The following is a 23,157-nucleotide window of genomic DNA, read 5'->3' as shown; positions in this document are numbered from 1 at the left end:
CGAGTGCCGCGATCAGGCATGCTGTGGCGGGATGGTCGGGGACTGTGCCCCGGGCAGTCCGTCGGTCTGGCGGACAAAGGGTGACTCCTCGTGCTTGGTCGGTATCAGGACAACGCGCGTGACCCGGCAGGAGTTCCCAGCTCGTGCGCCGGTCCGGGCGCGCCGCGGGTCACGCCTGAACGCCCACTCCATTGTCGGCTCCACGACGCGGCGGAAGATCCGCCGGACGGGCGGTGTGCACTGAACCGTCACGGCGGCGGCGGCGACGACCGTCACCGTGGACCCCTGGGCGAGGAAACCGTGCAGCAGATAGCCGTAGAGCGTGCCCGCGCCCAGCGCGGTGAACCACAGCCGCCGCCCCGGCACCCAGGAGAGGAAGCAGGCGACCAGGAGCAGGGAGCAGCCGAAGGCGGCCAGGGTCATCACGGGCCCGAACGAGGTCGGGCGCGCCCAGTTCCTGCGCGCTGTCCCGGTGGAGGAACCAGGCGCCGGTCATCCGCGGCACCGTCCAGTACGACACGGCGAACACCGGCAGGGCCAGCAGCCGCACCTGGGCGGTGACGGTCCGACCGCCGTCCCGCAGCGGCTCCCACGCGTGTCCGACGGCCACCAGCACGATCGCCAGGTAACCCGCGGAAATCCGCGAAAAACCCGATGCCCCGGACCGTGCGGCTTCCCTACACTCGGCACGCACCGCACGTCACCGTGACGCGCGGGACGAGCGACGAGGGGAGACCGGCCGTGCGTTACCGCACCGTTGTCGTCGTCCCGCGCTCTCAGTTCGAGGTGATCCTGGTGTCCCCGTCGGTCCGGTGCCCGCTGCGCGGCCGGCACCGGATGCCCGCGACGAACCTCTGACACCGCGTCGTACCGACACGTCGCCCCCGTCCGTCCCGTCCGGGAATCGCGCCGCCCTTTTCGATCGCACCAGATCACCAGAAAGGCCAACGGGCCGTGCGCACCAACGTCAACCCCCTCGCAGCCGTCCGCAACCTCGGCATCCTCGCCCACGTGGACGCGGGCAAGACCACCGTCACCGAGCGGATCCTGTACGCCACCGGCACCATCCACCGGCGCGGAGAGGTCCACGAGGGCACCACCGTCACCGACTTCGACCCGCAGGAGCGCGACCGTGGCATCACCATCTTCGCCGCCGCCGTCAGCTGCGCCTGGGACGGCCACCGGATCAACCTGATCGACACGCCGGGACACGTGGACTTCGCCGACGAGGTGGAGCGTTCGCTCCGGGTGCTGGACGGCGCGGTCGCGGTGTTCGACGCCGTGGCCGGGGTGGAGCCGCAGAGCGAGTCGGTGTGGCGGCAGGCCGACCGGCACGGCGTACCGAGGATCGCGTTCGTCAACAAGCTGGACCGCGCGGGCGCCGACCTCGACACCGCCGTCGCCTCGATCCGTGAACGGCTCCATCCCGCGCCGCTGGTCGTCCAGTTGCCCATCGGCACCGAGGACGGCTTCACCGGCGTCGTCGACCTGGTGCGCATGCGCGCGCTGGTCTGGGCCGACGGCGGTGACACTGCAGACGTCGTGCCGATGCCCGAGGAGGTGTGCGAGGAGGCGTGCGAGCGTCGCCGGCTGCTGGAGGAAGCGGTCGCCGAGTTGCACCCTGCTGCCCTGGAGGAGTTCGTCGGGCGCGAGGCGCTGTCCGCCGAGACCCTGGCCGGCGCCCTGCGGGACCTGACCCGCAGCGGCGAGGGCGTGGTGGTCCTGTGCGGCTCCGCCTACCGCAACCGCGGCATCGAACCACTGCTCGACGCCGTCGTGGCCTATCTGCCGTCACCGCTGGACGTGCCCGCCGTACACGGCACGCACGACGGTACGGCGCAGGAGCGGGCGGCCGACCTGGAGGCGCCGTTCGCGGCGCTGGCGTTCAAGGTGAACGCCACTCCGACGGGACGGCTGACCTACGTACGGATCTATTCGGGAACGATCGAGAAGGGGGACACCGTGTGGGACGCGGGCACGCGCCGCAGCGAGCGGATCGGGCGCCTCCTGCGCGTCCAGGCCGACCGTCACGTGCGCGTCGAGCGAGCGATCGCCGGGGACATCGTCGCGGTCGTCGGGCTGAAGTCGGCCCGGGCCGGCTCGACGCTGTGCGCGCCCGGAGCCCCGCTCGTCCTCGAACCCCCGGGCGTCACCGAACCGGTGGTCTCGGTGGCCGTCGAGGCACGCAGGTCCACCGACGCCGACCGACTGGCCACGGCCCTGGCCCGGCTGGCGGAAGAGGACCCCTCACTGGTCGTCCGGACCGATCCGGAGACCGGCCAGACGGTCCTGTCCGGCATGGGTGAACTGCACCTCGAGGTGGCGGCCGAGAAGCTGCGGCTCGCGCACGGCCTGGAGGTCACCGTCGGCCGCCCGAGGGTGAGTCACCGCGAGACGGTCGGGCGCGGGGTGTCCGGACAGGTCTTCCGGCACGTCAAACAGGACGGCGGGGCGGGGCAGTTCGCCCATGTGGTCCTCGATGTCGAGCCGCTGGAGAGCGGGTTCGTCTTCCGGTCCACGGTCGTCGGCGGGCGGGTGCCGCAGGAGTACGTGCGCGCGGTCGAGGCCGGCTGCCGGGACGCCCTCACCGAGGGCCCGCTCGGCGGTCACCCGGTGACGGGGCTGCGGGTCACCCTGACCGACGGGGCGACCCATGTGAAGGACTCCTCGGACACCGCCTTCCGCACGGCCGGCAGGCTGGGCCTGCGCGAGGCCCTCCGAGCCTGCGCGATGGTCCTGCTGGAGCCGGTCGTCGAGGTCACGGTGACCGTGCCCGAGGAAGCCGTCGGCGGCGTCCTCGGCGACCTCGCCGCGCGCCGTGGCAGGGTCTCGGGTTCGACCGCGCGGGGCGGTGCGGCCGTCGTGACGGCGACCGTGCCCCTGGCCGAACTCTTCGGCTACGCGACCCGGTTGCGCAGCCGAACACAGGGCCGCGGCACCTTCACGACCCGCCCCACGGGCTACGCACCGGCCCCCACGGTGGCACCGGCCCGGTGACCGACAGGGCGGCCCCTCCTTCGACTCGGGTGGGGCCGCCCCCGCTCGCGCCTGGGGCCGGGCCTCGCGGAGGAGGGGCGGCTCGGGCTCTGCACCGGGGCGTTGTCGTCGGTGTCCGGGCTCATCGTGCTGGCGGGGAGTTCGGGGACGGGGATGCTGCTGGATGCGGGGTTGCCGGGAGCAGTGCCGTGGGGGGCTCTGGCGGGGGTGTCGGTTGCCGCGGTTTTGCTGTAGCCGCGGCAGCGTTGAGGGGGGATCGGCTGTCGTGTGTGTGCGGCGTCGTCGTGGTTGGCCGCGCTCACGCGGCGGAGCCGCATATCGATACAGTCCCGGGCCTCCGGGGGTTGCTGGACCGCTTCTCGACAAGTGCCGCGGACCGATCTCGCCGAGAACAGCGGACCTCACGACCACAGCTGCGGCACTCCAACGCGCAGCCGACCGGTGACAGGGCGGCCCCCGGTCCTCAGGACGCCACTGCCTGCCGTTCCGCCGCCAGTTCCAGCATCTGTTCCATTTCGCCGTCCTGGACCCGCGAGGTGCGGTGCAGCCACATGACGTCGCGGCCGAAGGACCACACCAGGGCCGCCAGCGCCAGGAGCACGACCCCGAGGGAGGCCACCGGGGGCAGGTAGCCCGACGCGGAGAGCAGGAGGCAGATGCCCTGCATCGCGGCCACCGTCTTGCGGGCCATGCTCGGCGGGAGTTCGGCGTTCAGCCAGGGCCAGACGCGGGCCGCGGCGACGAAGGCGTAGCGCATGCCGCCGATCAGCAGAACCCACGGGCCGAACTCCGCGGAGACGTAGACGCTCAGGACCAGGATCAGGAACGCGTCCACCTCCATGTCGAAGCGGGCGCCCAGCGGCGTGGACGTGTTCGTCGCGCGGGCGACCTTGCCGTCCACGCCGTCGAGGATCAGGGCGACCGCCGTGAGCCCGACCAGCGCGGTGACCGGCGGGGAGCTCTCGAAGGAGTCCGCGACCAGGGCGGTGACGCCGCCGACCAGCGTCGCGCGGCCGAGCGTCACCCGGTTGGCCGGGCCGAAGGAACGCGGCCGGGTGCGGTGCAGTGCCCGCGAGAGCACCGCCCACGTGGCGACGGCGAAGGCGAGGCCGGTCAGCCAGCCCGCCACCCCCATGCCGAGCGCCGTGCCGAGCAAGGCAAGCAACAGGATCTGAACGCCCGCTCCCACAGCGGTCTCCTGCTGGACCAGCCTTGCGTCGTAAGTGTTGTTCAGGGCCACCGCACACCCTCCGGCCATATGACAGAGTCGATCAACGCCGCGTACTGTGCGCGGCCTGTGCACACCTCGGTACGTGAACCACTTCCCGATCGTTCAGGAGGACCTCGGATGAACCTGACCGCACGCGCGTTCTGGCTCGGTCGTCCGGGCCAGGGCGAGATACGCGACGTCCACCTGCCCGAACCCGGCGAGGACGAGGTGCTGGTGCGTTCGCTCTTCTCGGGGGTGAGCCGGGGCACGGAGACGCTTGTGTTCCGCGGCGGGGTTCCGGAGAGCCAGTACGCGGCCATGCGGGCGCCGTTCCAGGAGGGCGACTTCCCCGCTCCCGTGAAGTACGGCTACCTCAGCGTGGGGGTCGTCGAGGCGGGCGCGGAGGAACTGCTCGGGCGGACGGTCTTCTGCCTGTATCCGCACCAGACGCGGTACGTCGTCCCGGCCTCCGCCGTGACCGTCGTACCGGACACCGTGCCCGCCGAACGGGCCGTGCTCGCCGGCACCGTGGAGACCGCCGTCAACGCGCTGTGGGACGCGGCGCCGCTGGTCGGCGACCGGATCGCGGTGGTCGGCGGGGGCATGGTCGGCTGCTCGGTGGCCGCGCTGCTGGCCCGCTTCCCGGGCGTACGGGTCCAACTGGTGGACGCCGATCCCGCCCGCGCCAAGGTCGCCCAGGCCCTCGGCATCGACTTCGCGCCGCCCGCCGACGCCCTCGGCGGGTGCGACCTGGTCGTGCACGCCAGCGCCACCGAACAGGGGCTCACCCGGGCCCTGGAACTGCTCACCGCCGAGGGCACGGTGCTGGAGCTGAGCTGGTACGGCGACCGGCGGGTCGCCCTCCCGCTCGGCGAGGACTTCCACTCACGCCGGCTGGTCATCCGCAGCAGCCAGGTCGGCGCCGTCTCCCCGGCCCGCCGCTCCAGCCGCAGCTACGCCGACCGGCTCGCGCTCGCCCTCGACCTGCTGGCCGATCCGGCGCTGGACGCCCTGGTCACGGGGGAGTCCGCCTTCGAGGAGTTGCCGGACGTCCTGCCGAAGCTGGCCTCGGGGGAGATCCCGGCGCTGTGCCACCGGGTGAGGTACGCGGACACAGCCTGACGCAGTCGTTCAATACGGGACGACTTTTCGGCCACGCAAGACCGCCTGACCTGAGAAAAGAGTGAGACGGGGCTGAACACGGGGAACCGAAGAGCCGTACTACACGGCATCCCCCGGCGGTCAACGGCCGGGGGACCAGACGCGCCGCACCTGGAGGGTCGTCCGTTGTTCAGTGTCACCGTCCGCGATCACATCATGATCGCCCACAGCTTCCGCGGCGAGGTCTTCGGACCCGCGCAGCGCCTGCACGGAGCGACGTTCCTGGTGGACGCCACCTTCCGGCGCGAGCAGCTGGACGACGACAACATCGTCGTCGACATCGGCCTGGCCACCCAGGAACTCGGCGCGGTCGTCAGTGAGCTCAACTACCGCAACCTCGACAACGAGCCCGAGTTCGCCGGTGTCAACACCTCCACGGAGTTCCTCGCCAAGGTCATCGCCGACCGGCTCGCCGAGCGCATCGAGAAGGGCGCGCTCGGGGAGGGCGCCAAGGGCATCGCGGGCATCTCGGTGACCTTGCACGAGTCGCACATCGCCTGGGCGAGTTACGAGCGTGCCCTGTGACCGACGCGACCCTGGAGAAGGCGGCGCAGCCCGCGCTCGGCTACGTGCCCGTGCAGCACACCGCCCTGAAGAACGCCGAGATCATCCCCATGTCCCTGCGCTCCGTGCACTTCGTCCTGCCGGGCGGCGTCAACGACCCGGCGGCGCCCAGCGGCGGCAACGCCTACGACCGCCGGGTGAGCCTGGACCTGCCGGGTTTCGGCTGGCAGGTCCACCAGCACGCCGTGGCCGGCGAGTGGCCCCGGCCGGGAACGGCGGCCCGGGCGGAACTCGCCCGTACGCTGCGGGAGCTGCCGGACGGCACGGTCGTCCTGCTGGACGGGATCGTCGCCTGCGGGGTGCCCGAGATCGTCGTCCCCGAAACACAGCGGCTGAACCTCGCCGTGCTCGTACACCTTCCGCTCGGCGACGAGACGGGCCTCGAGCCCGCGGTCGCCGCCGAGCTGGACGCCAAGGAGCGGGACGTGCTGCGGGCGGTGCCCGCGGTGATCGCCACCAGCGACTGGGCGGTCCGCCGGCTCGTCTCGCACCACGGGCTCGCCCCCGAGCGGGTCCATGTCGCCGCCCCCGGCGCCGACATCGCGCCCCTCGCCTCCGGCACCGACGGCGTCTCCCGGCTGCTGTGCGTGGCCGCCGTGACCCCGCGCAAGGGCCAGCACCGGCTGGTGCAGGCACTGGCCGCCGCCGCCGACCTGCCGTGGAGCTGCGTGTGCGTCGGCGGACTCGGGCAGGACCCCGAGTACGTCGCCCACTTGCGCCGGCTGATCAGCGAGCACGGCCTCGAGGACCGCATCCATCTCGCCGGACCGCAGGCCGGCGCCGCACTCGACGCCAGCTACGCCGCCGCCGACCTCATGGTCCTCACCTCCTACGCGGAGACCTACGGCATGGCGGTGACCGAGGCCCTGGCGCGCGGCATCCCGGTGCTCGCGACGGACGTCGGTGGCCTGCCCGAGGCGGTCGGCCGCGCCCCCGACGGCGGCGTGCCCGGCATCCTCGTGCCGCCGGAGGACCCCGCCGCCCTCGCCGCCGAACTGCGCGGCTGGTTCGGCGAGGCCGACGTACGACGCCGGCTCAAGGCCGCCGCCCGGGGCCGACGGGCCGCCCTGGACGGCTGGGCGACCACGGCCCGCAGCCTCGCCGGAGTACTGGGCCGGCTGCCGAGCGAGCCTGGGAGGGCGGCATGAACAGGACGGTAGGGGCACAGATCGGCGGGAAGATCCCGCCGCAGCCGGGCCCGAGGGAAACGGTTCGGGGGCAGCAGATGGTGACACCGGAGGCGAGCGTGGGTGTCCAGGCCGATGCCACGGATTCCGTCATCCCCGGCGCCGGTCCCGTCGGCCGCCCCGGCGAGCGGGCCACCCTGCGGCTGCGGGAGGACGGCCCGGACGAGCCGCCGCGGTACGCGCCGGAGTGGCTGGAGCTGCGGGAGCCCGCCGACGCGGCCGCCCGCGCGCACGACCTGCTCGACCCGCTCCGGATCCGGCTCGCGAACCTGCCGGGCAAGGCGGGGCTGGTCATCCACGACCTCGGCTGCGGCACCGGCTCGATGGGCCGCTGGCTCGCCCCGCGCCTCGACGGCGCCCAGCACTGGGTCCTGCACGACCGCGACCCCTACCTGCTGCACTTCGCGGCCGTCGCCTCGCCGCGCTCGGGTGCCGACGGCAGCCGGGTCACCGTCGAGACACGCCGCGGCGACGTCGCCCGGCTCACCCCCGACGCCCTCGCCGGCGCCTCCCTGGTGACCGCCTCCGCACTTCTCGACGTCCTCAGCCGCGCGGAGATCGACACGCTGGCCGCCGCCTGCACGGGCGCCGGCTGCCCGGCGCTGCTGACCCTCTCGGTCGCCGGACGCGTCGAACTCACCGCGCCCGACCCGCTGGACGAGGAGATCATGGAGGCGTTCAACGCCCACCAGCGCCGCGACGGCATGCTCGGTCCGGACGCGATCACGGCGGCCTGCGAGGCCTTCTCGGAGCGGGGCGCCACGGTCCGGGTCAACCCGAGCCCCTGGCGGCTCGGCCCCGGCGAGGCCGCGCTGACGGCCCAGTGGCTGCGCGGCTGGGTCGGCGCCGCCGTCGAGGAGCGCCCCGCGCTGGCAGCGCGTGCGGACCGGTATCTGCGCGAGCGCCTGGCCGCCTGCGAGGCCGGCGAACTCCGCGTCACCGTGCACCACAGCGACCTGCTGGCGCTGTCCCGGCCGGTGGGCGGGGCGTCATGAGCGTGGAGACGGTACGAGCGCTCGTGGTGCGGGACGACCGGCGCGGTGACACGAAGACCGCGCGGGTGGACGTCGTCTCGGGCGCGCCGGTACCGGTGGTCGCCGTCGAGGTGTGGGAGGACGGCACGGACTGCCTCGCGGCGCGGGACACGGCGCTGTGGGCGCGGGCCGACGCGCTCGCCACCGCCCCGCCCGTCGGGCCCGCCGTCGCAAAGGAACGTATCGGCGTGATCGTCTCCTCGCCCCGGCGGGAGGCGACGCCCTGGTGGCGCGCCGCTCTGGCGCGGCTCAACTCGCCCGCGGTCCGCACCCACTTCGGGACCGTGGCCGGTGCCGTCATCCTCGGCGCGTTGCTGTGGCACCTCGGCACCGGCGTGCTGCTGCAGGGACTGCGGCGGATCGACGCGCCGACGCTGGCGCTCGCGCTGCTGATCGGCGTCGCCACCACCGTGCTCAGTGCCTGGCGTTGGGCGCTGGTCGCCCGCAGCCTCAGGATCGAGCTGCCGCTCGGCGCGGCCGTCGCCGACTACTACCGGGCGCTGTTCCTGAACGCAGCCCTGCCCGGCGGTGTCCTCGGGGACGTGCACCGCGCGGTGCGGCACGGCAAGAACGCCGGTGACCTCGGCCGCGGTGTGCGGTCCGTGGTGCTCGAACGGGTCGCCGGACAGGTCGCGTTGGCCGTCGTGGGCGGCGCGGTGCTGCTGACGATGCCGTCGCCGGTGCTGGCCCAGGCCCGCAGCTTCGCGCCGCTGGTCGCGCTCGCCGCGGTCGGCGCCTTCGCCGTCGTCGTCGCGCTGCGGATGAACCGGGCGCCCTCCCGGCGCGGCCGCGCCCTGCGCGCCACACTCGCGGAGGCGCGCGAGGGACTGCTCTCCCGCCGCAACGGCCCCGGCGTCGCGCTCTCCTCGCTCCTGATCCTCGCCGGTCACCTCGGCATGTTCGTGCTCGCCGCCCGCGTCGCCGGCTCCGGCGCCTCCGTCGCCGTCCTGCTGCCGCTCGCGGTGCTGGCCCTGCTCGCCATGGGACTGCCGCTCAACGTCGGCGGTTTCGGGCCCCGCGAGGGCGTCACCGCCTGGGCGTTCGGCGCGGCCGGCCTCGGCGCGAGCAACGGCGTGGCCGTCGCCGTGGTCTACGGCGTGCTCAGCTTCGTGGCCGCCCTGCCCGGCGCCGCCGTCCTCGTCGCCCGCTGGTACGAGGGCCTGCGCGCCGGGACCGGTGCCGGCGCCGACTACGCGCCGTCGTCCGCCGACGTGAGCAGCGAGAAATACGCGCCGAAGGAATCCGCGAGGCTCGCCAGCAGTTCCTTCCCCTTTTCCGCGGAACCGAGCGAAGGGCGTCCGATGACCCCCGATTCGGTATAGCCGGACATACCGAGGGTGAGCAGATGACGGCGATCGTCCGCGACGAAATCGGAGGTCTCGAAACCGGGCCGGAGGAATTCCGGGTGAGCGTGCAGAAGGATGGAGGTCTCGATTTCTCCCGCGTGCATGTCGGTCAGCAGCGAGGTGGTCACCCCCGCCCGCTGCCGCGCCGCCTCCCAGTCCTCGGCGGCCGGGAACAGCGCCATCCGCTCGCCGCGCGCGGAGGATTCCTGGACGACGTTGCCCAGCACGTAGTTACCCCCGTGGCCGTTGACGACCACCAGGACGTCGACGCCGGAGCGGCGCAGCGAGTCCGCAATGTCCCGTACCACCGCGTGAAGGGTCACCGAGGAGATGCTGACGGTCCCGGGCCAGGCCGCGTGCTCGTGCGAGCAGGAGATCGTCACCGGCGGGAGGAGGTGCACCGGGTACGCCGCGGCGATCTCCCGGGCCACGGCACAGGCGACCAGCGTGTCGGTCGCCAGCGGAAGGAACGGACCGTGCTGTTCGAAGCTGCCCACCGGAAGGACGGCGACCTGCGTTGAGACACCCGCCGCCCTGGTCCGTACCTCTTCCGTAGTGTCCGCCGGCACCAGCCCGTCCGCCGCCGTACGCGCGCCCGAACCACTCATTCCCTCACGGCCTTTCGTCTCTGTTTAGGAATCAGATCATGACAGATAAAATCGGCGTCCTCGGCAAGAAGTCCCCGCAGCGCACGGGTGTGGAACGGATCGTGAATGCACCGCTGCCCACGGTGTACGGGCAATTCCGGGCGGTGGGCTACATGGACCATGACCGCGGTGACGAACAAGTCGCCCTGGTCCACGGCGAGATCGGCACGGAAGACGTCCTCACGCGCCTGCATTCCGAGTGCCTGACCGGTGACGCGTTCGGCTCCCAGCACTGCGAGTGCGGCGACCAGCTGGCCTCCGCGCTGAAGGCCGTGGTCGCCGAAGGCAGCGGCATCGTCGTGTACTTGAGGGGGCACGAGGGCCGTGGCATCGGTCTGCTGGCCAAGCTGCGGGCGATGGCGCTGCAGGCGGAGGGCCTGGACACGGTCGAGGCCAACCTGGCGCTCGGCCTGCCGGTGGACGCCCGTGACTACGGCGTCGCCGCTGAGATGCTGCACGACCTGGGCGTGAACTCGGTCCGCCTGATGTCCAACAACCCGCGCAAGCGCGAGGCGTTGCTGCAGCACGGCATCAAGGTCGCCGAAACGGTCCCGCTGTTGATCCCGCCGTGCGAGTCCAACATCACCTACCTGCGCACCAAGCGGGAACGGCTCGACCATGTGCTGCCGCACCTGGACGCCGTGGCCCACCTGTCCTGATCGCGACCGGGATGCGGGCCAGTGCCGTGATCATCGGCGGTGGGGTGATGGGCACCAGCATCGCCTACCACCTCGCCGCCGCCGGTGTCCGTGACGTCGTCCTCGTCGAACGGGACGAACTCGCCTCCGGCTCCACCTCGAAGGCCGCGGGCGGGGTGCGGGCGCAGTTCTCCGACGAGCTCAACATCCAGCTCGGCGCGCGCAGCCTGGAGGCCTTCGGCCGCTTCCAGGAGGAGATCGGGTACGACATCGGGCTGCACCGGGTCGGCTACCTGTTCCTGCTGTCGACGCCGGACGAGGTCGCCTCCTTCGAGGCGGGCGTGCGGCTGCAGAACTCCCTGGGCGTGCCCAGCCGCCTGATCACCCCGGAGGAGGCACGCCAGCTGTCCCCGCTGATCAGCACCGACGGCCTGCTCGCCGCCGCCTTCTCGCCAACGGACGGGCACTGCACCCCCGAGGCCGTCGTCCACGGCTACGCCGCCGCCGCCCGTGACCTCGGCGCCCGGGTCCTGCGGCACACCGAGGTCACGGGCATCGATCTGCAGGGCACGAGCATCACCGCCGTCTCCACCACCCTCGGCCGCATCGCCACCGACACGGTGATCTGCGCGGCCGGCCCCTGGTCCCGGGCGGTCGGCGCGATGGCCGGGGTGCAGCTGCCGGTGGTGCCGCTGCGCCGCCAGATCGCCGTCACGGAACCCGTCGCGGGCCTACGGCCCGACCTGCCCATGACGATCGACTTCACCACCAGCCTCTACTTCCACGCCGAGGGGCCCGGTCTCCTCCTCGGCATGTCCGACCCCGACGAGCAGCCCGGGTTCGCCACCGACCCCCACGACCGCTGGATCCCCCGCCTCGCCGCCGCCATGCAGCAGCGCGCCCCGGCCCTGCTCGACCTGCGCCGCACCGGCACCTGGGCGGGCCTGTACGAGATCACCCCGGACCACAACGCCCTGATCGGCGAGGCGACTTCCGTCTCCCGCCTCCTCTACGCCACCGGCTTCTCCGGACATGGCTTCCTGCAGGGACCCGCGGTCGGCGAGGTGATCCGCGACCTGTACCTGGGCCGCGTACCCTTCGTGGACGTCAGCCCCTTGAGCGCCGACCGTTTCGCGGCCGACGCCCCCCGCCCGGAGGCCAACCTCGTATGACCGAGCTCCACCTGTGGCTGCGCCACGAGGACCGCACGACCGAACGCCGCACCCCGATCGTGCCGTCCGACGCCCGACGGCTTGTGGAGGCCGGAGTGACGCTGACGGTGGAGGGGTCCCCGCAGCGGATCTTCCCGATCGAGGAGTACGAGGCGGCGGGCTGCGCGGTCGCGGCCGCGGGGTCGTGGGTGTCGGCGCCCCAGGACGCGGTGATCCTGGGCCTCAAGGAACTCCCTGACGAGCCGGGCCAACTGACGCACCGCCACATCTTCTTCGGCCACGCCTACAAGCGGCAGCCCGGATCCGAGGCGTTGCTGCGCCGCTTCGCCACCGGCGGAGGCCGGCTGCTCGACCTCGAGTACCTGGTGGACGACAACGGCCGTCGCCTGGCCGCGTTCGGCTTCTGGGCCGGCTACCTCGGCGCCGCCCTCGCCGTCCTCCAGCACCGGGGCCGGCTCGTCGCGCCCCTCACCCCCACCTCCAAGGAGGAGCTGGACGACACGCTCCGACCCGCCGACCGGGACGAGGAGTTCACCGCCCTGGTGATCGGCGCGCTCGGCCGCAGCGGGCGGGGAGCGCGCGTCGCCCTCCACACGGCCGGGATCGAGCCGACCTGCTGGGACCTCGCCGAGACCGGCGACCTGGACCGCCCGGCGCTGCTCGCCCACGACGTCCTGGTGAACTGTGTCCTCGCCACCACCCCCGTCCCGCCCTTCGTGCGCGAACAGGACCTCGACGACCCGGCCCGGCGCCTGCGCACCCTCTGCGACGTCACCTGCGACGTCGGCTCGCCCCTGAACGTCCTGCCGGTCTACGACCGCACCACCGACTGGACGGACCCCGCCCGCCGCCTGCGCAAGGAACCCCCGCTCGACCTGATCGCCATCGACAACCTGCCCTCCCTGCTCCCGCGCGAGTCCAGCACCGACTTCTCCGCCGCGCTCGTCCTCCAGCTGCTGGAGTTCGGGGTCGGCGGGCCGTGGGGCCGCTGCCTGGACCGGTTCCATCAGGCCTGCCGCGAACTCGGCATCACCGAAGGGGAGTTCCATGGCTGAACGGGTTCCGGTGAGCGGTGCCGTCCACTGGATCGGCGCCGGGCTGTCCACGGGCAGCGGTCTGGCCCGGCTGTGCGAGAGCGCGGGCCGGGTACGGCTGTGGCACCGCACGGAACAACGCGCCGCCCAGGCCCTCGGCCGGCTGGGCCTCACCGGACGAGCCGAACCCCGCGCCTACACGCTCCCCGCGCTCACCGCCGAACTGGCGCCCGGCGACGTCGTCGTGTCGATGCTGCCCGCGCCGGAGCACGCCGGTCTCCTCGCCGCCTGTGTCGCGGGCGGCGCGCATTTCGCCTGCTCCAGCTACGTCTCCGGCGCCGTCCTGGAGCAGGTGCCCGAGGCCGCGAAGGCCGGCCTGGTCGTCCTCAGCGAGGCCGGGCTCGACCCCGGCATCGACCACCTCTTCGCGCACAGCCTCGTCGCCCGCGCCCGGGAGGCGATAGGCGACGGCACGGCGGCCTCGTACGCCTTCGCCTCGTACTGCGGCGGCGTCCCCGCCGTCCCGAACGACTTCCGGTACCGCTTCAGCTGGGCACCGGCCGGCGTGCTGAACGCCCTGCGCTCGCCCTCGCGGTACATCGAGGACGGGGCGGCGGTGACCGCCGGCCGGCCGTGGGAGGTCACCCGCCCGCACGTCCTGGAGGGCGAGGCCTTCGAGGTCTACCCGAACCGGGACAGCGTCCCCTTCGTCGAGCAGTACGAGCTGCCGGCCGCCTGGCGGGCGCGGTCCTTCGTGCGCGGCACGCTGCGGCTGGAGGGCTGGCTGCGGGCCTGGGAGGCGGTGTTCGAGGAGCTCAAGGGCGGGGACGACGCGCGGATCGCCGCGCTCGCACGGGAGTTGGCCGCCCGCTACCCGACCACGGACGCCGACCGGGACCGTGTCCTGCTCGCCGTGTCGCTGGACGTGCGGGACGAGGGCGGGCGCAACTGGTCGGGGAGGTATCTCCTGGATCTGGTCGGCGACGCGGAGGAGAGCGCGATGGCCCGCTGTGTGTCCCGCCCGCTGGCCCTGGGCGTCCGCCACATCCTCGACGGCACCCTGCCCGCGGGGCTGAACCGGGCGGCGGAGACGGCCGCCCGGTCGGAGCGGTGGCTGGCCGAGCTCGCCGAGGAAGGGCTGGAGTTCGGCCTGCGCGTCGGCGAGTAGGGCGGCTCAGTCCGCGACGGCCTCGTGCGCCAGGCGCCTGAGGTCCGGGATGACCCCGAGCGCCGTCTTCGGCCGTACCTGGGTCATGAACTGCACGGTCAGCTCACGGGCCGGATCGACCCAGAAGGTCGTCGTCGCCGCGCCGCTCCAGCCGTAGGTGCCGATGCTGGAGGGGGTCGCGGTGCGGTCGGGGTCGATGACGACGGAGACGCCGAGACCGAAGCCGAGACCCTCGTTGTTCGGTTCGTCGTGGACCGGCCGGCTGCCGAAGGAGCGCAGGTCGGCGCCGCCGGGGAGGTGGTTCCCGGCCATCAGGTCCACCGTCTCGGCGGCGAGCAGACGGACGCCGTCGAGTTCGCCGCGGCGGCGCAGGAACTCCATGAAGCGGTGCATATCGTGCGACGAGGCCACCATGCCCCCGCTGCCGGACAGCAGACGCGGCCGCCCCCGCAGCGGCAGCCCGGGGACCGGCTCGATGCCGCCGTCCTCGCTCTCGCCGTACAACTCGGCCAGCCGGGGCGCCTGTTCGTCGGTGACGTGGAAACCGGCGTCGGTCATGCCGAGCGGGCCGAGGACACGCTCGGCGAAGAACGCGTCCAGCGGCCGGCCGGTGACGACCTCGATGACCCTGCCGAGCACGTTCGTGGCGACCGAGTAGTTCCACTCCGTGCCCGGCTCGAACTGCAGCGGCAGGCCGGCGTACACGTCGACCGTCTCGGCGAGGGTGGTGCCCGGCACCACCGACGACTCCAGACCCGCCGCCCGGTACAGGGCGTCGACGGGGTGGGAGTGGTAGAAGCCGAAGGTCAGCCCCGCGGTGTGGGTCAGCAGGTGCCGGATCAGGATCGGCCCGGACGCCGGGCGGGTGCGGACATCGGCGCCGGAGCCGCTCTCGTACACCTGCGGCTCGGCGAAGGCGGGCAGGTACCGGGCGAGCGGGTCGTCCAGCGAGAGCCGGCCCTCCTCGACGAGGATCAGCGCGGCGACCGAGGTGACCGGCTTGGTCATGGAGTAGATGCGCCACAGAGTGTCCGCCTCGACGGGCAGTCCCGCCGCGACGTCGCGCAGGCCGTGCGTGGTCAGGTGGGCGACACGTCCGGCACGGGCCACGGCCACCAGAAAGCCGGGCAGGCGTCCCTCGTCGACGAAGTGGGCGAGATGCTGATCGAGGCGGTCCAGTGCCTTCACGTCCAGCCCGGCCTCGTCCGGGTCCACCTCTTGTCGCAGCTGTGCCATCGCTCTCCTCCGAATGCGCTCGTCAGGGGCCCGGCGCGGCGCGCTCCGTCACACCGGCCCCGGAAGTCATCGTGGCGCAGGAACACGGACCGGGACCCCCGCTTGACCGGGATCTTCGCGGGAATGCCGAGATCCGCCCGATGAGTTGACGGGTGTATGACTCAGGACACACTGCTCCAGCTGCTCTCCGAACACCGCGGCGGGGTGCTGGTCACCCTCAAGAGCGACGGCCGCCCCCAGCTGTCGAACGTCACCCACCACTACTACCCGGACGAGCAGATCATCCGGATCTCGGTCACGGACGACCGCGCCAAGACCCGCAACCTGCGCCGCGACCCGCGCGCCTCCTACCACGTCACCAGCACCGACCGCTGGGCCTACACGGTCGTCGAGGGCACCGCGGACCTCTCGCCGGTCGCCAAGGACCCCGGGGACGACACCGTCGAGGAACTCGTCCGGCTCTACCGGGACGTCCAGGGTGAGCACCCCGACTGGGACGACTACCGTGCCGCGATGGTCCGTGACGGGCGGCTGGTGGTGCGCCTGAAGGTCGACCGGGCGTACGGCATCCCGAAGCGGGACCAGGGCTGAGCCGCTCACCTGGTCCTAGGACCCCGGGCGCAGGGCGGACGGCCGATGGTCCGGGGAGCGCCGGCTGCCTAGGCTTCGGGGAGACGTCGCAGCTCAGGAAGAGGTCACCATGCCCGTCGACGGACGCAGCCATATCCGTTTCGCCCGGCCGTCGCGGGACCTCGCGGCCGCGGAGCGGTTCTGGGCCGGGGGGCTCGGGCTGAGCGTGGTGTGGCGGACCGAGGGCGGCTCGGAACCCGGTGAGCACGATCTGCTGATGGTCGGGTGGCCGGACGCGGGCTGGCATCTGGAGCTCGTCCACGAGCCCGCCCGGCCGGTGGAGCCCCGGCCCACCGAGGAGGACCTGCTGGTCGTGTACGTCGACGGGCCGGTGCCGGAGGACTTGGTCGAGCGCCTGGAGGCGCACGGCGGCAAGCGGGTGCCGTCCCCCAATCCCTACTGGAACCGGTGGGGAGTGACCGTCGAGGACCCGGACGGGTACCGGCTGGTGCTGTGCGAGCGGGGCTGGTCCAACGGGTGAGGGTGCCTGCGCAAAGGAGTGCGCCGCACACGCCGGGAGCGGTTCCCGGCGCGTGCGGCACTACGGCGACGTCAGGCCGTGACCGTCTCCGGCTGTGACGCCGGCTGCGCGGTCCGCTCGCCCAGCCGCTCCGTCGGGACCTTGTGGGTCTCGCGGGCCGAGAGGGCGGCCACGACCGGCGGGACGCACAGCGCGGCGGTGAAGAGGGCGACCGCGGACCAGTCCGTGCCCTTCGGGCCCGCGATCTCGGCCGCGAAGGTGACCGCGAAGCCCGCCACGGCGAAGCCGATCTGGGTGCCGACGGCCATGCCGGACAGCCGGACCCGGGTGGAGAACATCTCGCCGTAGAAGGACGGCCAGACACCGTTCGCGGCGCTGTAGACCACACCGAAGGCGACGATGCCGAGGACCAGGATCAGCGGGTAGTCGCCCGTGGAGATCGCCCACAGGTACAGGAACATCGTGACCGCGCTGCCCACCGCGCCGATCAGGTACACCGGACGCCGGCCGATACGGTCCGACAGGGAGGCCCACAGCGGGATCGCGGCGAGCGCGACGGCGTTGGCGAGCGCGCCCACCCACAGCATGGAGGAGCGGGACATGCCGACCGAGGCGCTGGTGGCGTAGGCGAGCGCCCACACCGTGAAGATCGTGGAGACCGAGGCGATCAGTGCGCCCCCGATCACCCGCAGCACATCCGCCCAGTGCTCGCGCAGCAGCACCAGCAGCGGCATTCTCACGACGCCCTCGGTGGCCGCCTGCTGGGCGAACACCGGCGTCTCCTCGAGCCGGCGGCGGATGACGTACCCGACGACGGCGACCGCGACGCTCGCCCAGAACGGGACGCGCCACCCCCAGGACAGCAACTGCTGCTCGGGCAGGGCGGCGACCGGGATGAAGACGAGGGTGGCGATGAGCTGGCCGCCCTGGGTGCCGCTCAGGGTGAAGCTGGTGAAGAAGCCGCGCCGGTGCGGCGGGGCGTGTTCGAGGGTCATGGAGTTCGCGCTCGCCTGCTCGCCGGCCGCCGAGACGCCCTGCAGGACGCGGCACAGCACCAGCAGCACCGGTGCGAGCGTGCCCACCTGGGCCCGGGTCGGCAGACAGCCGATCAGGAACGTCGACAGGCCCATCAGGAGCAGCGTGAAGACCATGACCTTCTTGCGGCCCGCCTTGTCACCGAAGTGACCGAGGAACAGCGCGCCGACCGGCCGCGCCGCGTACGCGACACCGAAGGTGGCCAGCGACAGCAGGGTCGCGGTGGCCGGGTCGGACGCGTCGAAGAAGACCTTCGGGAAGATCAGCGCGGCGGCGCTGCCGTAGATGAAGAAGTCGTAGTACTCCAGGGCGCTGCCGATCCAGGCGGCGGCTGCGGCCTTTCTCGGTTGCCCGACGGCTTCGGCGGGGACGGACACGGCGTTGCTCCTTCGGGGGACTCCACCGTAGGCGGAGTGAGCGGAGAGAGGGAGAGAGGGAGAAAGCGAGAAAGCGAGAAAAGGAGAAGGGGAGAAGGGGAGGGCGAGCGGGAGCCGGATCTTGGCGGCTAATTAACCCACTGGGTAGTTAGTAGCGGTGGGTGGGATGTTGCGCTCAGGTTTCCCGTGTGTCAAGGGGTCCCGCCGATGACGGTCAGTCCGCGGTCCGCTCCGCCGTGAGGTAGGCGATCACCATGTCGCCGAGCATGGTGCGGTAGTGCTCACGCTGGGCCGGGGCCACCAGGTCGCGGCCGAACAGGGCGCCGAAGGTGTGCCGGTTGGAGACCCGGAAGAAGCAGAACGCGCTGATCATCGCGTGCAGGTCCACCGCGTCGACCTCGGCCGTGAACAGGCCGGACTCCTGCCCGGCGGCCAGGATGCGGCCGATCACGTCGAGCGCGGGGGAGCCGATCCGGCCGAGCTTCTCGGAGGCGGCGATGTGCTCGGCGCCGTGGATGTTCTCGATGCTGACCAGCCGGATGAAGTCCGGGTGCTGCTCGTGGTGGTCGAAGGTCAGCTCGGCCAGGCGCCGGATGGCGGCGACGGGGTCCAGGTGTTCGACGTCGAGGGTCTGCTCGGCCTCGCGGATCACGCCGTACGCCCGCTCCAGGACGGCGGTGAACAGCTGCTCCTTGCCGCCGAAGTAGTAGTAGATCATCCGCTTCGTGGTGCGGGTGCGGGCGGCGATCTCGTCCACGCGGGCGCCGTCGTAGCCGGCCCGGGCGAACTCCTGGGTGGCCACGTCGAGGATCTCGGCCTGGGTGCGGACGGCGTCACGGATCCGTCCGCCGGGTCGTGCCGGTTCGTCGACGCTGGTCATCGGGTTCCTTCGGGCGATGGGGGCCGGTCCGCAGATTCTAGAAGGCGGGTCGGCCGCGGTGGTCCACGCCTTCCCTCGGGGCCCTCCGGCTGATATAGCTAACGTACTGGTTCGTACATTAGCTTGGCGATCTGCTCAGGAGGTCCGTGTGGCCAAGGACTCGTTTCTCGTCGGACTGATCGGCTCGGGTATCGGGCCGTCGCTCAGTCCGGCGCTGCACGAGCGGGAGGCGGACCGGCAGGGCCTGCGCTACCTGTACCGGCTCATCGACATCGACCGGCTCGGCCTGCCGCCGCACGCGGTGGGCGACCTCGTACGGGCCGCCCGTGACCTCGGCTTCGACGGGCTGAACATCACCCACCCGTGCAAGCAGCTCGTCATGGAGCACCTGGACGCGCTGGCCCCGCAGGCCGAGGCGCTGGGCGCGGTCAACACCGTCGTCTTCGAGGACGGCCGGGCCACCGGCCACAACACCGACGTCACCGGGTTCGCCGCGTCCTTCGCGCGCGGCCTGCCCGACGTGTTCCTGGAGCGGGTCGTGCAGCTGGGCGCGGGCGGCGCGGGCGCGGCCGTCGCCCACGCGACGCTCACCCTCGGCGCCGGGAAGGTCACCGTCGTCGACGCGCTGGCGGACCGGGCGGAGGATCTCGCGGCGGGGCTGAACCGGCACTTCGGCGCGGGCCGGGCCGCCGCGGTGACACCCGACCGGCTGGCCGGGCTGCTGGCCGGCGCGGACGGCGTCGTGCACGCCACACCGACCGGGATGGCCGCGCACCCGGGGCTGCCCTTCGCCGCCGAGCTGCTGCACCCGGGGCTGTGGGTGGCCGAGGTCGTCTACCGGCCGCTGGAGACCGAGTTGCTGCGGACCGCCCGCGCGACGGGCTGCGCCACCCTTGACGGGGGCGGGATGGCGGTCTTCCAGGCGGCGGACGCCTTCCGCCTGTTCACCGGCCGGGAACCCGACGCGCCGCGGATGCTCGCGGACATCGGGGAACTGGCGGGCGCCGTGACGGCGCCGAAGTAGAGCGAGGTATTCGAGGATGCGCACGTCCATCGCCACCGTCTCCCTCAGCGGCTCCCTCACCGAGAAGCTGACCGCCGCGTCCCGGGCCGGGTTCGACGGGGTCGAGATCTTCGAGAACGACCTGCTCGCCAGCCCCCTCGCCCCCGAGGAGATCCGGGCCCGGTGCGCCGATCTGGGCCTCGGTGTCGACCTCTACCAGCCCCTGCGGGACATCGAGGCGGTGCCCGAGGAGCAGTTCGCGCACAACCTGCGGCGGGCCCGGCACAAGTTCGAGCTGATGCGGCGGCTCGGCGCCGACACGGTGCTCGTCTGCTCCAGCGTTTCCCCGCAGGCGATCGACGACGACGCCCTGGCCGCCGAACACCTGACCCGACTGGCGGACCTGGCCGCCGAGTCCGGCATCCGCGTCGCCTACGAGGCGCTCGCCTGGGGACGGCACATCAGCACCTACGACCACGCCTGGCGGGTCGTCGAGGCGGCCGGGCATCCGGCGCTCGGCACCTGTCTTGACAGCTTCCACATCCTCTCCCGTGGCTGTGACCCCAAGGGCATCGAGGACATCCCCGGCGAGAAGATCTTCTTCCTCCAGCTCGCGGACGCCCCGCTGCTCGCGATGGACGTCCTGCAGTGGAGCCGCCACTACCGCTGCTTCCCCGGCCAGGGCGGTTTCGACGTGGCAGGCCTGGTCCGGCATGTGCTGCGCACCGGATACGCCGGACCACTGTCCCTGGAGGTGTTCAACGACGTCTTCCGCCAGGCGGAGGCGGGCCCCACCGCCGTGGACGCGCGCCGCTCGCTCCTCGTCCTCGAGGAGAAGGTGGGCCTGACCGAACCGCCCGCCCCGGTCGTTCCCACCGGCGTCGCCTTCGCCGAGCTGGTCACCCCCGACGCGGAGCCGGTCGCCGAGGTGCTGGGCGCCCTCGGCTTCGCCCGTACCGCACGGCACCGCAGCAAGCCGGTCGACCTGTGGCAGCAGGGCGAGGCCCGTATCCTGGTCAACACCGGACCCACGGCCCGCCGCGACGGCACCACGCTCGCCGCGATCGGCCTGGAGTCACCGGACCCGGCTGCCGCCGCCCGACGCGCCGAGGCGCTGCTCGCGCCGGTGCTGCCACGCCGGCGGGCGGCCGAGGACGCCTCGCTGGAGGCGGTGGCGGCCCCCGACGGCACGGAACTGTTCTTCTGCGCGACGGACCGCCCCGAACTCCCCAGCTGGCGCGCCGACTTCGCGGACGTCCCAGGCGCCGAACCGGCCACGGCCGTGACCCGCGTGGACCATCTCGCCCTCGTCCAGCCCTGGCACCACTTCGACGAGGCCACCCTCTTCCACCGCAGCGTGCTGGGCCTGTCCGCCCAGGAGAGCGTGGACGTCGCCGACCCGTACGGCCTGCTGCGCAGCCGCGCCGTGACCAACGCCGACGGCACCGTCCGGATCGCCCTGTCCGTCGGCGCGGCGCCCTCCGACGACACCGTCCACGCCCAGCACATCGCCCTCGCCACCGACGACGTGGTGGCGGCCGCCCGCCGGTTCCGCGCGGCCGGCGGTCTTCCGCTGCCCGTGCCGTCGAACTACTACGACGACCTGGCCGCCCGGTTCGACCTCGCCGAGGGCGAACTGGAGGCGTACCGCGAGCTCGGCATCCTCTACGACCGTGACGCGCAGGGCGAGTTCCGGCACTGCTACACCCGCACCGTCGGCCGCGTCTTCTTCGAACTCGTCCAGCGGGACGGGGGCTATCGCGGGTACGGCGCCTCGAACGCGCCCGTCCGCCTCGCCGCCCAGCACACGGCCCGGCGCCTCACCGGCGGCTGACGGCAGCCGGTGAGACGCCGGGCGTGCGGAGGCCGGTCCGCGGGGTCTACGGCCGGGTGTTCCACTCCGCGATGACCGGCCGGCCGTGTTCGGTCGACAGGCGGCTGACGGTGCCCGTGGAGAGCTGGAACAGCCGTCCCTCGGCGGGCGGGAGGCCCAGCCGGCGGGCGGTCAGCACGCGCAGGAAGTGGGCGTGGGCGACGAGGACGACATCCCCGGTGCCGCCCGCGAGGGTCCCGTCCACGCGGGCCAGCAGGCGATCGGCCCGCGCGCCCACCTCGGCCGGGGACTCGCCCGGGTGGCCTTCGGGCCCCGGCGGGACGCCGTCCCGCCACAGGTCCCAGTCCGGGCGGCTGCGATGGATGTCGACGGTGGTGACGCCCTCGTAGCCGCCGTAGTCCCACTCGTGCAGGTCGGGGTCGACCACGGGCGAGGCGATGCCCGCGAGTTCGGCGGTGCGTATCGCGCGGCCGAGCGGGCTGGTCAGGGCGAGTGCGTAGGTCCGCTGCGAGAGGAGGGGAGCGAGCGACTTGGCCTGCTCCTCACCGTGCTGGGTCAGGGGCAGGTCGGTCCAGCTGGTGTGCTGGCCCGACACGCTCCACTCCGTCTCGCCGTGGCGGACCAGGAGAAGGTCCCCCACGGTGGACCTACTTGGACTCGACGGCGTGGCCGCCGAACTGGTTGCGCAGCGCCGCGACCATCTTCATCTGCGGGGAGTCGTCCTGGCGGGACGCGAACCGCGCGAAGAGGGAGGCCGTGATCGCGGGCAGCGGCACGGCGTTGTCGATGGCCGCCTCGACGGTCCAGCGGCCCTCGCCGGAGTCCTGCGCGAAGCCCTTGAGCTTGTCGAGGTGCTCGTCGCTGTCCAGGGCGTTGACCGCGAGGTCCAGCAGCCAGGAGCGGATGACGGTGCCCTCCTGCCAGGAGCGGAAGACCTCGCGCACGTTGTCCACGGAGTCGACCTTCTCCAGCAGCTCCCAGCCCTCGGCGTAGGCCTGCATCATGGCGTACTCGATGCCGTTGTGGACCATCTTGGAGAAGTGCCCGGCACCGACCTTGCCCGCGTGGACATAGCCGTAGGGGCCCTCCGGCTTGAGCGCCTCGAAGATCGGGTGGAGCCGCTCGACGTGCTCCTTGTCGCCGCCGACCATCAGCGCGTAGCCGTTCTGCAGACCCCACACGCCACCGGAGACACCGGCGTCGACGAAGCCGATGCCCTTGGTGCCCAGCTCCTCGGCGTGCTTCTCGTCGTCCGTCCAGCGGGAGTTGCCGCCGTCGACGACGGTGTCGCCGGGGGAGAGGAGGGTGCCGAGCTCGTCGACGACGGACTGGGTGGGGGCGCCGGCCGGCACCATCACCCAGACCACGCGCGGGGCTTCCAGCTTGTCGACCAGTTCGGCGAGGCTCGCGGCGTCGGAGAGGTCGGGGTTGCGGTCGTAGCCGATGACGGTGTGGCCGGCGCGGCGGATCCGCTCGCGCATGTTGCCGCCCATCTTGCCGAGACCGATCAGTCCGAGCTGCAT

Annotated in this window: 20 protein-coding genes and 3 pseudogenes; 15 read left to right on the top strand and 8 right to left on the bottom strand. The window is 72.7% G+C overall.

From position 1 onward, the window contains the following. Positions 1-12: 12 nt before the first annotated feature. Positions 13-553: pseudogene (locus tag ACIRVK_RS29165) on the bottom strand (hypothetical protein); the annotation flags it as partial. A gap of 401 nt (positions 554-954) precedes the next feature. On the opposite strand from ACIRVK_RS29165, the gene fusA reads away from it, so the two are divergent. Together fusA and ACIRVK_RS29155 are read left to right on the top strand one after the other, a co-directional pair. Then, positions 955-2,997, top strand: coding sequence for an elongation factor G (fusA, locus tag ACIRVK_RS29160; RefSeq protein WP_404252188.1), 2,043 nt, complete (start codon positions 955-957; stop codon positions 2,995-2,997). A 34-nt stretch (positions 2,998-3,031) separates the two neighbouring features. Further along, positions 3,032-3,231, top strand: a pseudogene (locus ACIRVK_RS29155) (MFS transporter); the annotation flags it as partial. A gap of 229 nt (positions 3,232-3,460) precedes the next feature. On the opposite strand, the gene ACIRVK_RS29150 reads toward ACIRVK_RS29155, so the two are convergent. Beyond that, entirely contained in the window at positions 3,461-4,237 is a 777-nt protein-coding gene (locus tag ACIRVK_RS29150; protein ID WP_404252186.1) for a CDP-alcohol phosphatidyltransferase family protein, read from the bottom strand. 108 nt (positions 4,238-4,345) lie between these two features. Between ACIRVK_RS29150 and ACIRVK_RS29145 the strand changes: the two genes are divergently transcribed. From ACIRVK_RS29145 to ACIRVK_RS29125, 5 genes and pseudogenes are all read left to right on the top strand, one after another. Then, positions 4,346-5,329, top strand: a complete 984-nt coding sequence (locus ACIRVK_RS29145; RefSeq protein ID WP_404252184.1) for a zinc-binding alcohol dehydrogenase — start codon at positions 4,346-4,348, stop codon at positions 5,327-5,329. Positions 5,330-5,494: 165 nt separating this feature from the next. Continuing rightward, positions 5,495-5,893 (top strand): 6-carboxytetrahydropterin synthase, encoded by a 399-nt coding sequence (locus ACIRVK_RS29140; protein ID WP_115910305.1) that lies wholly within the window; start codon positions 5,495-5,497, stop codon positions 5,891-5,893. Then, on the top strand, positions 5,890-7,080 hold the full coding sequence (locus ACIRVK_RS29135) for a glycosyltransferase family 4 protein (RefSeq protein ID WP_404252182.1): 1,191 nt from the start codon (positions 5,890-5,892) through the stop codon (positions 7,078-7,080). Before ACIRVK_RS29140 ends, ACIRVK_RS29135 begins: the two co-directional genes overlap by 4 nt. Further along, entirely contained in the window at positions 7,077-8,114 is a 1,038-nt protein-coding gene (locus ACIRVK_RS29130) for a trans-aconitate methyltransferase (RefSeq protein WP_404252180.1), read from the top strand. The genes ACIRVK_RS29135 and ACIRVK_RS29130 overlap by 4 nt, the downstream gene beginning before the upstream one ends. Then, positions 8,111-9,220, top strand: a pseudogene (locus ACIRVK_RS29125) (lysylphosphatidylglycerol synthase transmembrane domain-containing protein); the annotation flags it as partial. The gene ACIRVK_RS29130 and the pseudogene ACIRVK_RS29125, both read left to right, overlap by 4 nt. Positions 9,221-9,342: 122 nt before the next feature. Here the strand turns inward: ACIRVK_RS29125 and ACIRVK_RS29120 are convergent. Then, entirely contained in the window at positions 9,343-10,107 is a 765-nt protein-coding gene (locus ACIRVK_RS29120; RefSeq protein WP_404252178.1) for a creatininase family protein, read from the bottom strand. Positions 10,108-10,145: 38 nt separating this feature from the next. Between ACIRVK_RS29120 and ribA the strand changes: the two genes are divergently transcribed. The 4 genes from ribA to ACIRVK_RS29100 are packed head-to-tail and all read left to right on the top strand — an operon-like array spanning position 10,146 to position 14,158. Next, positions 10,146-10,805 carry a GTP cyclohydrolase II gene (gene ribA / locus ACIRVK_RS29115; RefSeq protein ID WP_404252176.1) on the top strand — a complete coding sequence of 220 codons (660 nt, stop codon included), beginning with the start codon at positions 10,146-10,148 and terminating at the stop codon, positions 10,803-10,805. An 11-nt stretch (positions 10,806-10,816) separates the two neighbouring features. After that, on the top strand, positions 10,817-11,956 hold the full coding sequence (locus ACIRVK_RS29110) for an NAD(P)/FAD-dependent oxidoreductase (protein WP_404252174.1): 1,140 nt from the start codon (positions 10,817-10,819) through the stop codon (positions 11,954-11,956). Next, positions 11,953-13,011 carry a saccharopine dehydrogenase gene (locus ACIRVK_RS29105; protein ID WP_404252172.1) on the top strand — a complete coding sequence of 353 codons (1,059 nt, stop codon included), beginning with the start codon at positions 11,953-11,955 and terminating at the stop codon, positions 13,009-13,011. The genes ACIRVK_RS29110 and ACIRVK_RS29105 overlap by 4 nt, the downstream gene beginning before the upstream one ends. Next, entirely contained in the window at positions 13,004-14,158 is a 1,155-nt protein-coding gene (locus ACIRVK_RS29100; RefSeq protein WP_404252170.1) for a saccharopine dehydrogenase family protein, read from the top strand. The genes ACIRVK_RS29105 and ACIRVK_RS29100 overlap by 8 nt, the downstream gene beginning before the upstream one ends. Positions 14,159-14,164: 6 nt before the next feature. Here ACIRVK_RS29100 and ACIRVK_RS29095 read toward each other — a convergent pair whose 3' ends face one another. Continuing rightward, entirely contained in the window at positions 14,165-15,394 is a 1,230-nt protein-coding gene (locus ACIRVK_RS29095) for a serine hydrolase domain-containing protein (RefSeq protein WP_404252168.1), read from the bottom strand. A gap of 156 nt (positions 15,395-15,550) precedes the next feature. Here ACIRVK_RS29095 and ACIRVK_RS29090 point away from each other — a divergent pair, with 156 nt between their 5' ends. Continuing rightward, positions 15,551-15,985, top strand: coding sequence for a PPOX class F420-dependent oxidoreductase (locus tag ACIRVK_RS29090; protein WP_404252166.1), 435 nt, complete (start codon positions 15,551-15,553; stop codon positions 15,983-15,985). 109 nt (positions 15,986-16,094) lie between these two features. Then, complete coding sequence (locus tag ACIRVK_RS29085) at positions 16,095-16,505, top strand: VOC family protein (protein WP_404252164.1); 411 nt, start codon at positions 16,095-16,097, stop codon at positions 16,503-16,505. A gap of 71 nt (positions 16,506-16,576) precedes the next feature. Here ACIRVK_RS29085 and ACIRVK_RS29080 read toward each other — a convergent pair whose 3' ends face one another. Next, positions 16,577-17,917: an MFS transporter gene (locus ACIRVK_RS29080; RefSeq protein ID WP_404252162.1), complete on the bottom strand. Its 1,341-nt coding sequence runs from the start codon at positions 17,915-17,917 to the stop codon at positions 16,577-16,579. A 214-nt stretch (positions 17,918-18,131) separates the two neighbouring features. Beyond that, positions 18,132-18,797: a TetR family transcriptional regulator gene (locus ACIRVK_RS29075; RefSeq protein ID WP_404252160.1), complete on the bottom strand. Its 666-nt coding sequence runs from the start codon at positions 18,795-18,797 to the stop codon at positions 18,132-18,134. A 148-nt stretch (positions 18,798-18,945) separates the two neighbouring features. Here ACIRVK_RS29075 and ACIRVK_RS29070 point away from each other — a divergent pair, with 148 nt between their 5' ends. Together ACIRVK_RS29070 and ACIRVK_RS29065 are read left to right on the top strand one after the other, a co-directional pair. Further along, a complete protein-coding gene (locus ACIRVK_RS29070) occupies positions 18,946-19,821 on the top strand; it encodes a shikimate dehydrogenase (RefSeq protein ID WP_404252158.1) in 876 nt (291 codons plus the stop codon). Positions 19,822-19,837: 16 nt separating this feature from the next. Further along, positions 19,838-21,634, top strand: a complete 1,797-nt coding sequence (locus ACIRVK_RS29065) for a bifunctional sugar phosphate isomerase/epimerase/4-hydroxyphenylpyruvate dioxygenase family protein (protein ID WP_404252156.1) — start codon at positions 19,838-19,840, stop codon at positions 21,632-21,634. 46 nt (positions 21,635-21,680) lie between these two features. Here ACIRVK_RS29065 and ACIRVK_RS29060 read toward each other — a convergent pair whose 3' ends face one another. Together ACIRVK_RS29060 and gnd are read right to left on the bottom strand one after the other, a co-directional pair. Next, the gene (locus ACIRVK_RS29060) at positions 21,681-22,274 is read right to left on the bottom strand and encodes a histidine phosphatase family protein (RefSeq protein WP_404252154.1); all 594 of its coding nucleotides are present in this window, start codon (positions 22,272-22,274) and stop codon (positions 21,681-21,683) included. A gap of 7 nt (positions 22,275-22,281) precedes the next feature. After that, on the bottom strand, positions 22,282-23,157 hold the full coding sequence (gene gnd / locus ACIRVK_RS29055) for a phosphogluconate dehydrogenase (NAD(+)-dependent, decarboxylating) (RefSeq protein WP_404252152.1): 876 nt from the start codon (positions 23,155-23,157) through the stop codon (positions 22,282-22,284).

Origin of the sequence: Streptomyces sp. NPDC101152, assembly GCF_044768275.1 — a bacterium.
In the GTDB taxonomy this organism is placed as follows: domain Bacteria; phylum Actinomycetota; class Actinomycetes; order Streptomycetales; family Streptomycetaceae; genus Streptomyces.
Note: the sequence above shows the minus strand (reverse complement) of the source record. Positions and strands in the feature narration are given on the sequence as shown.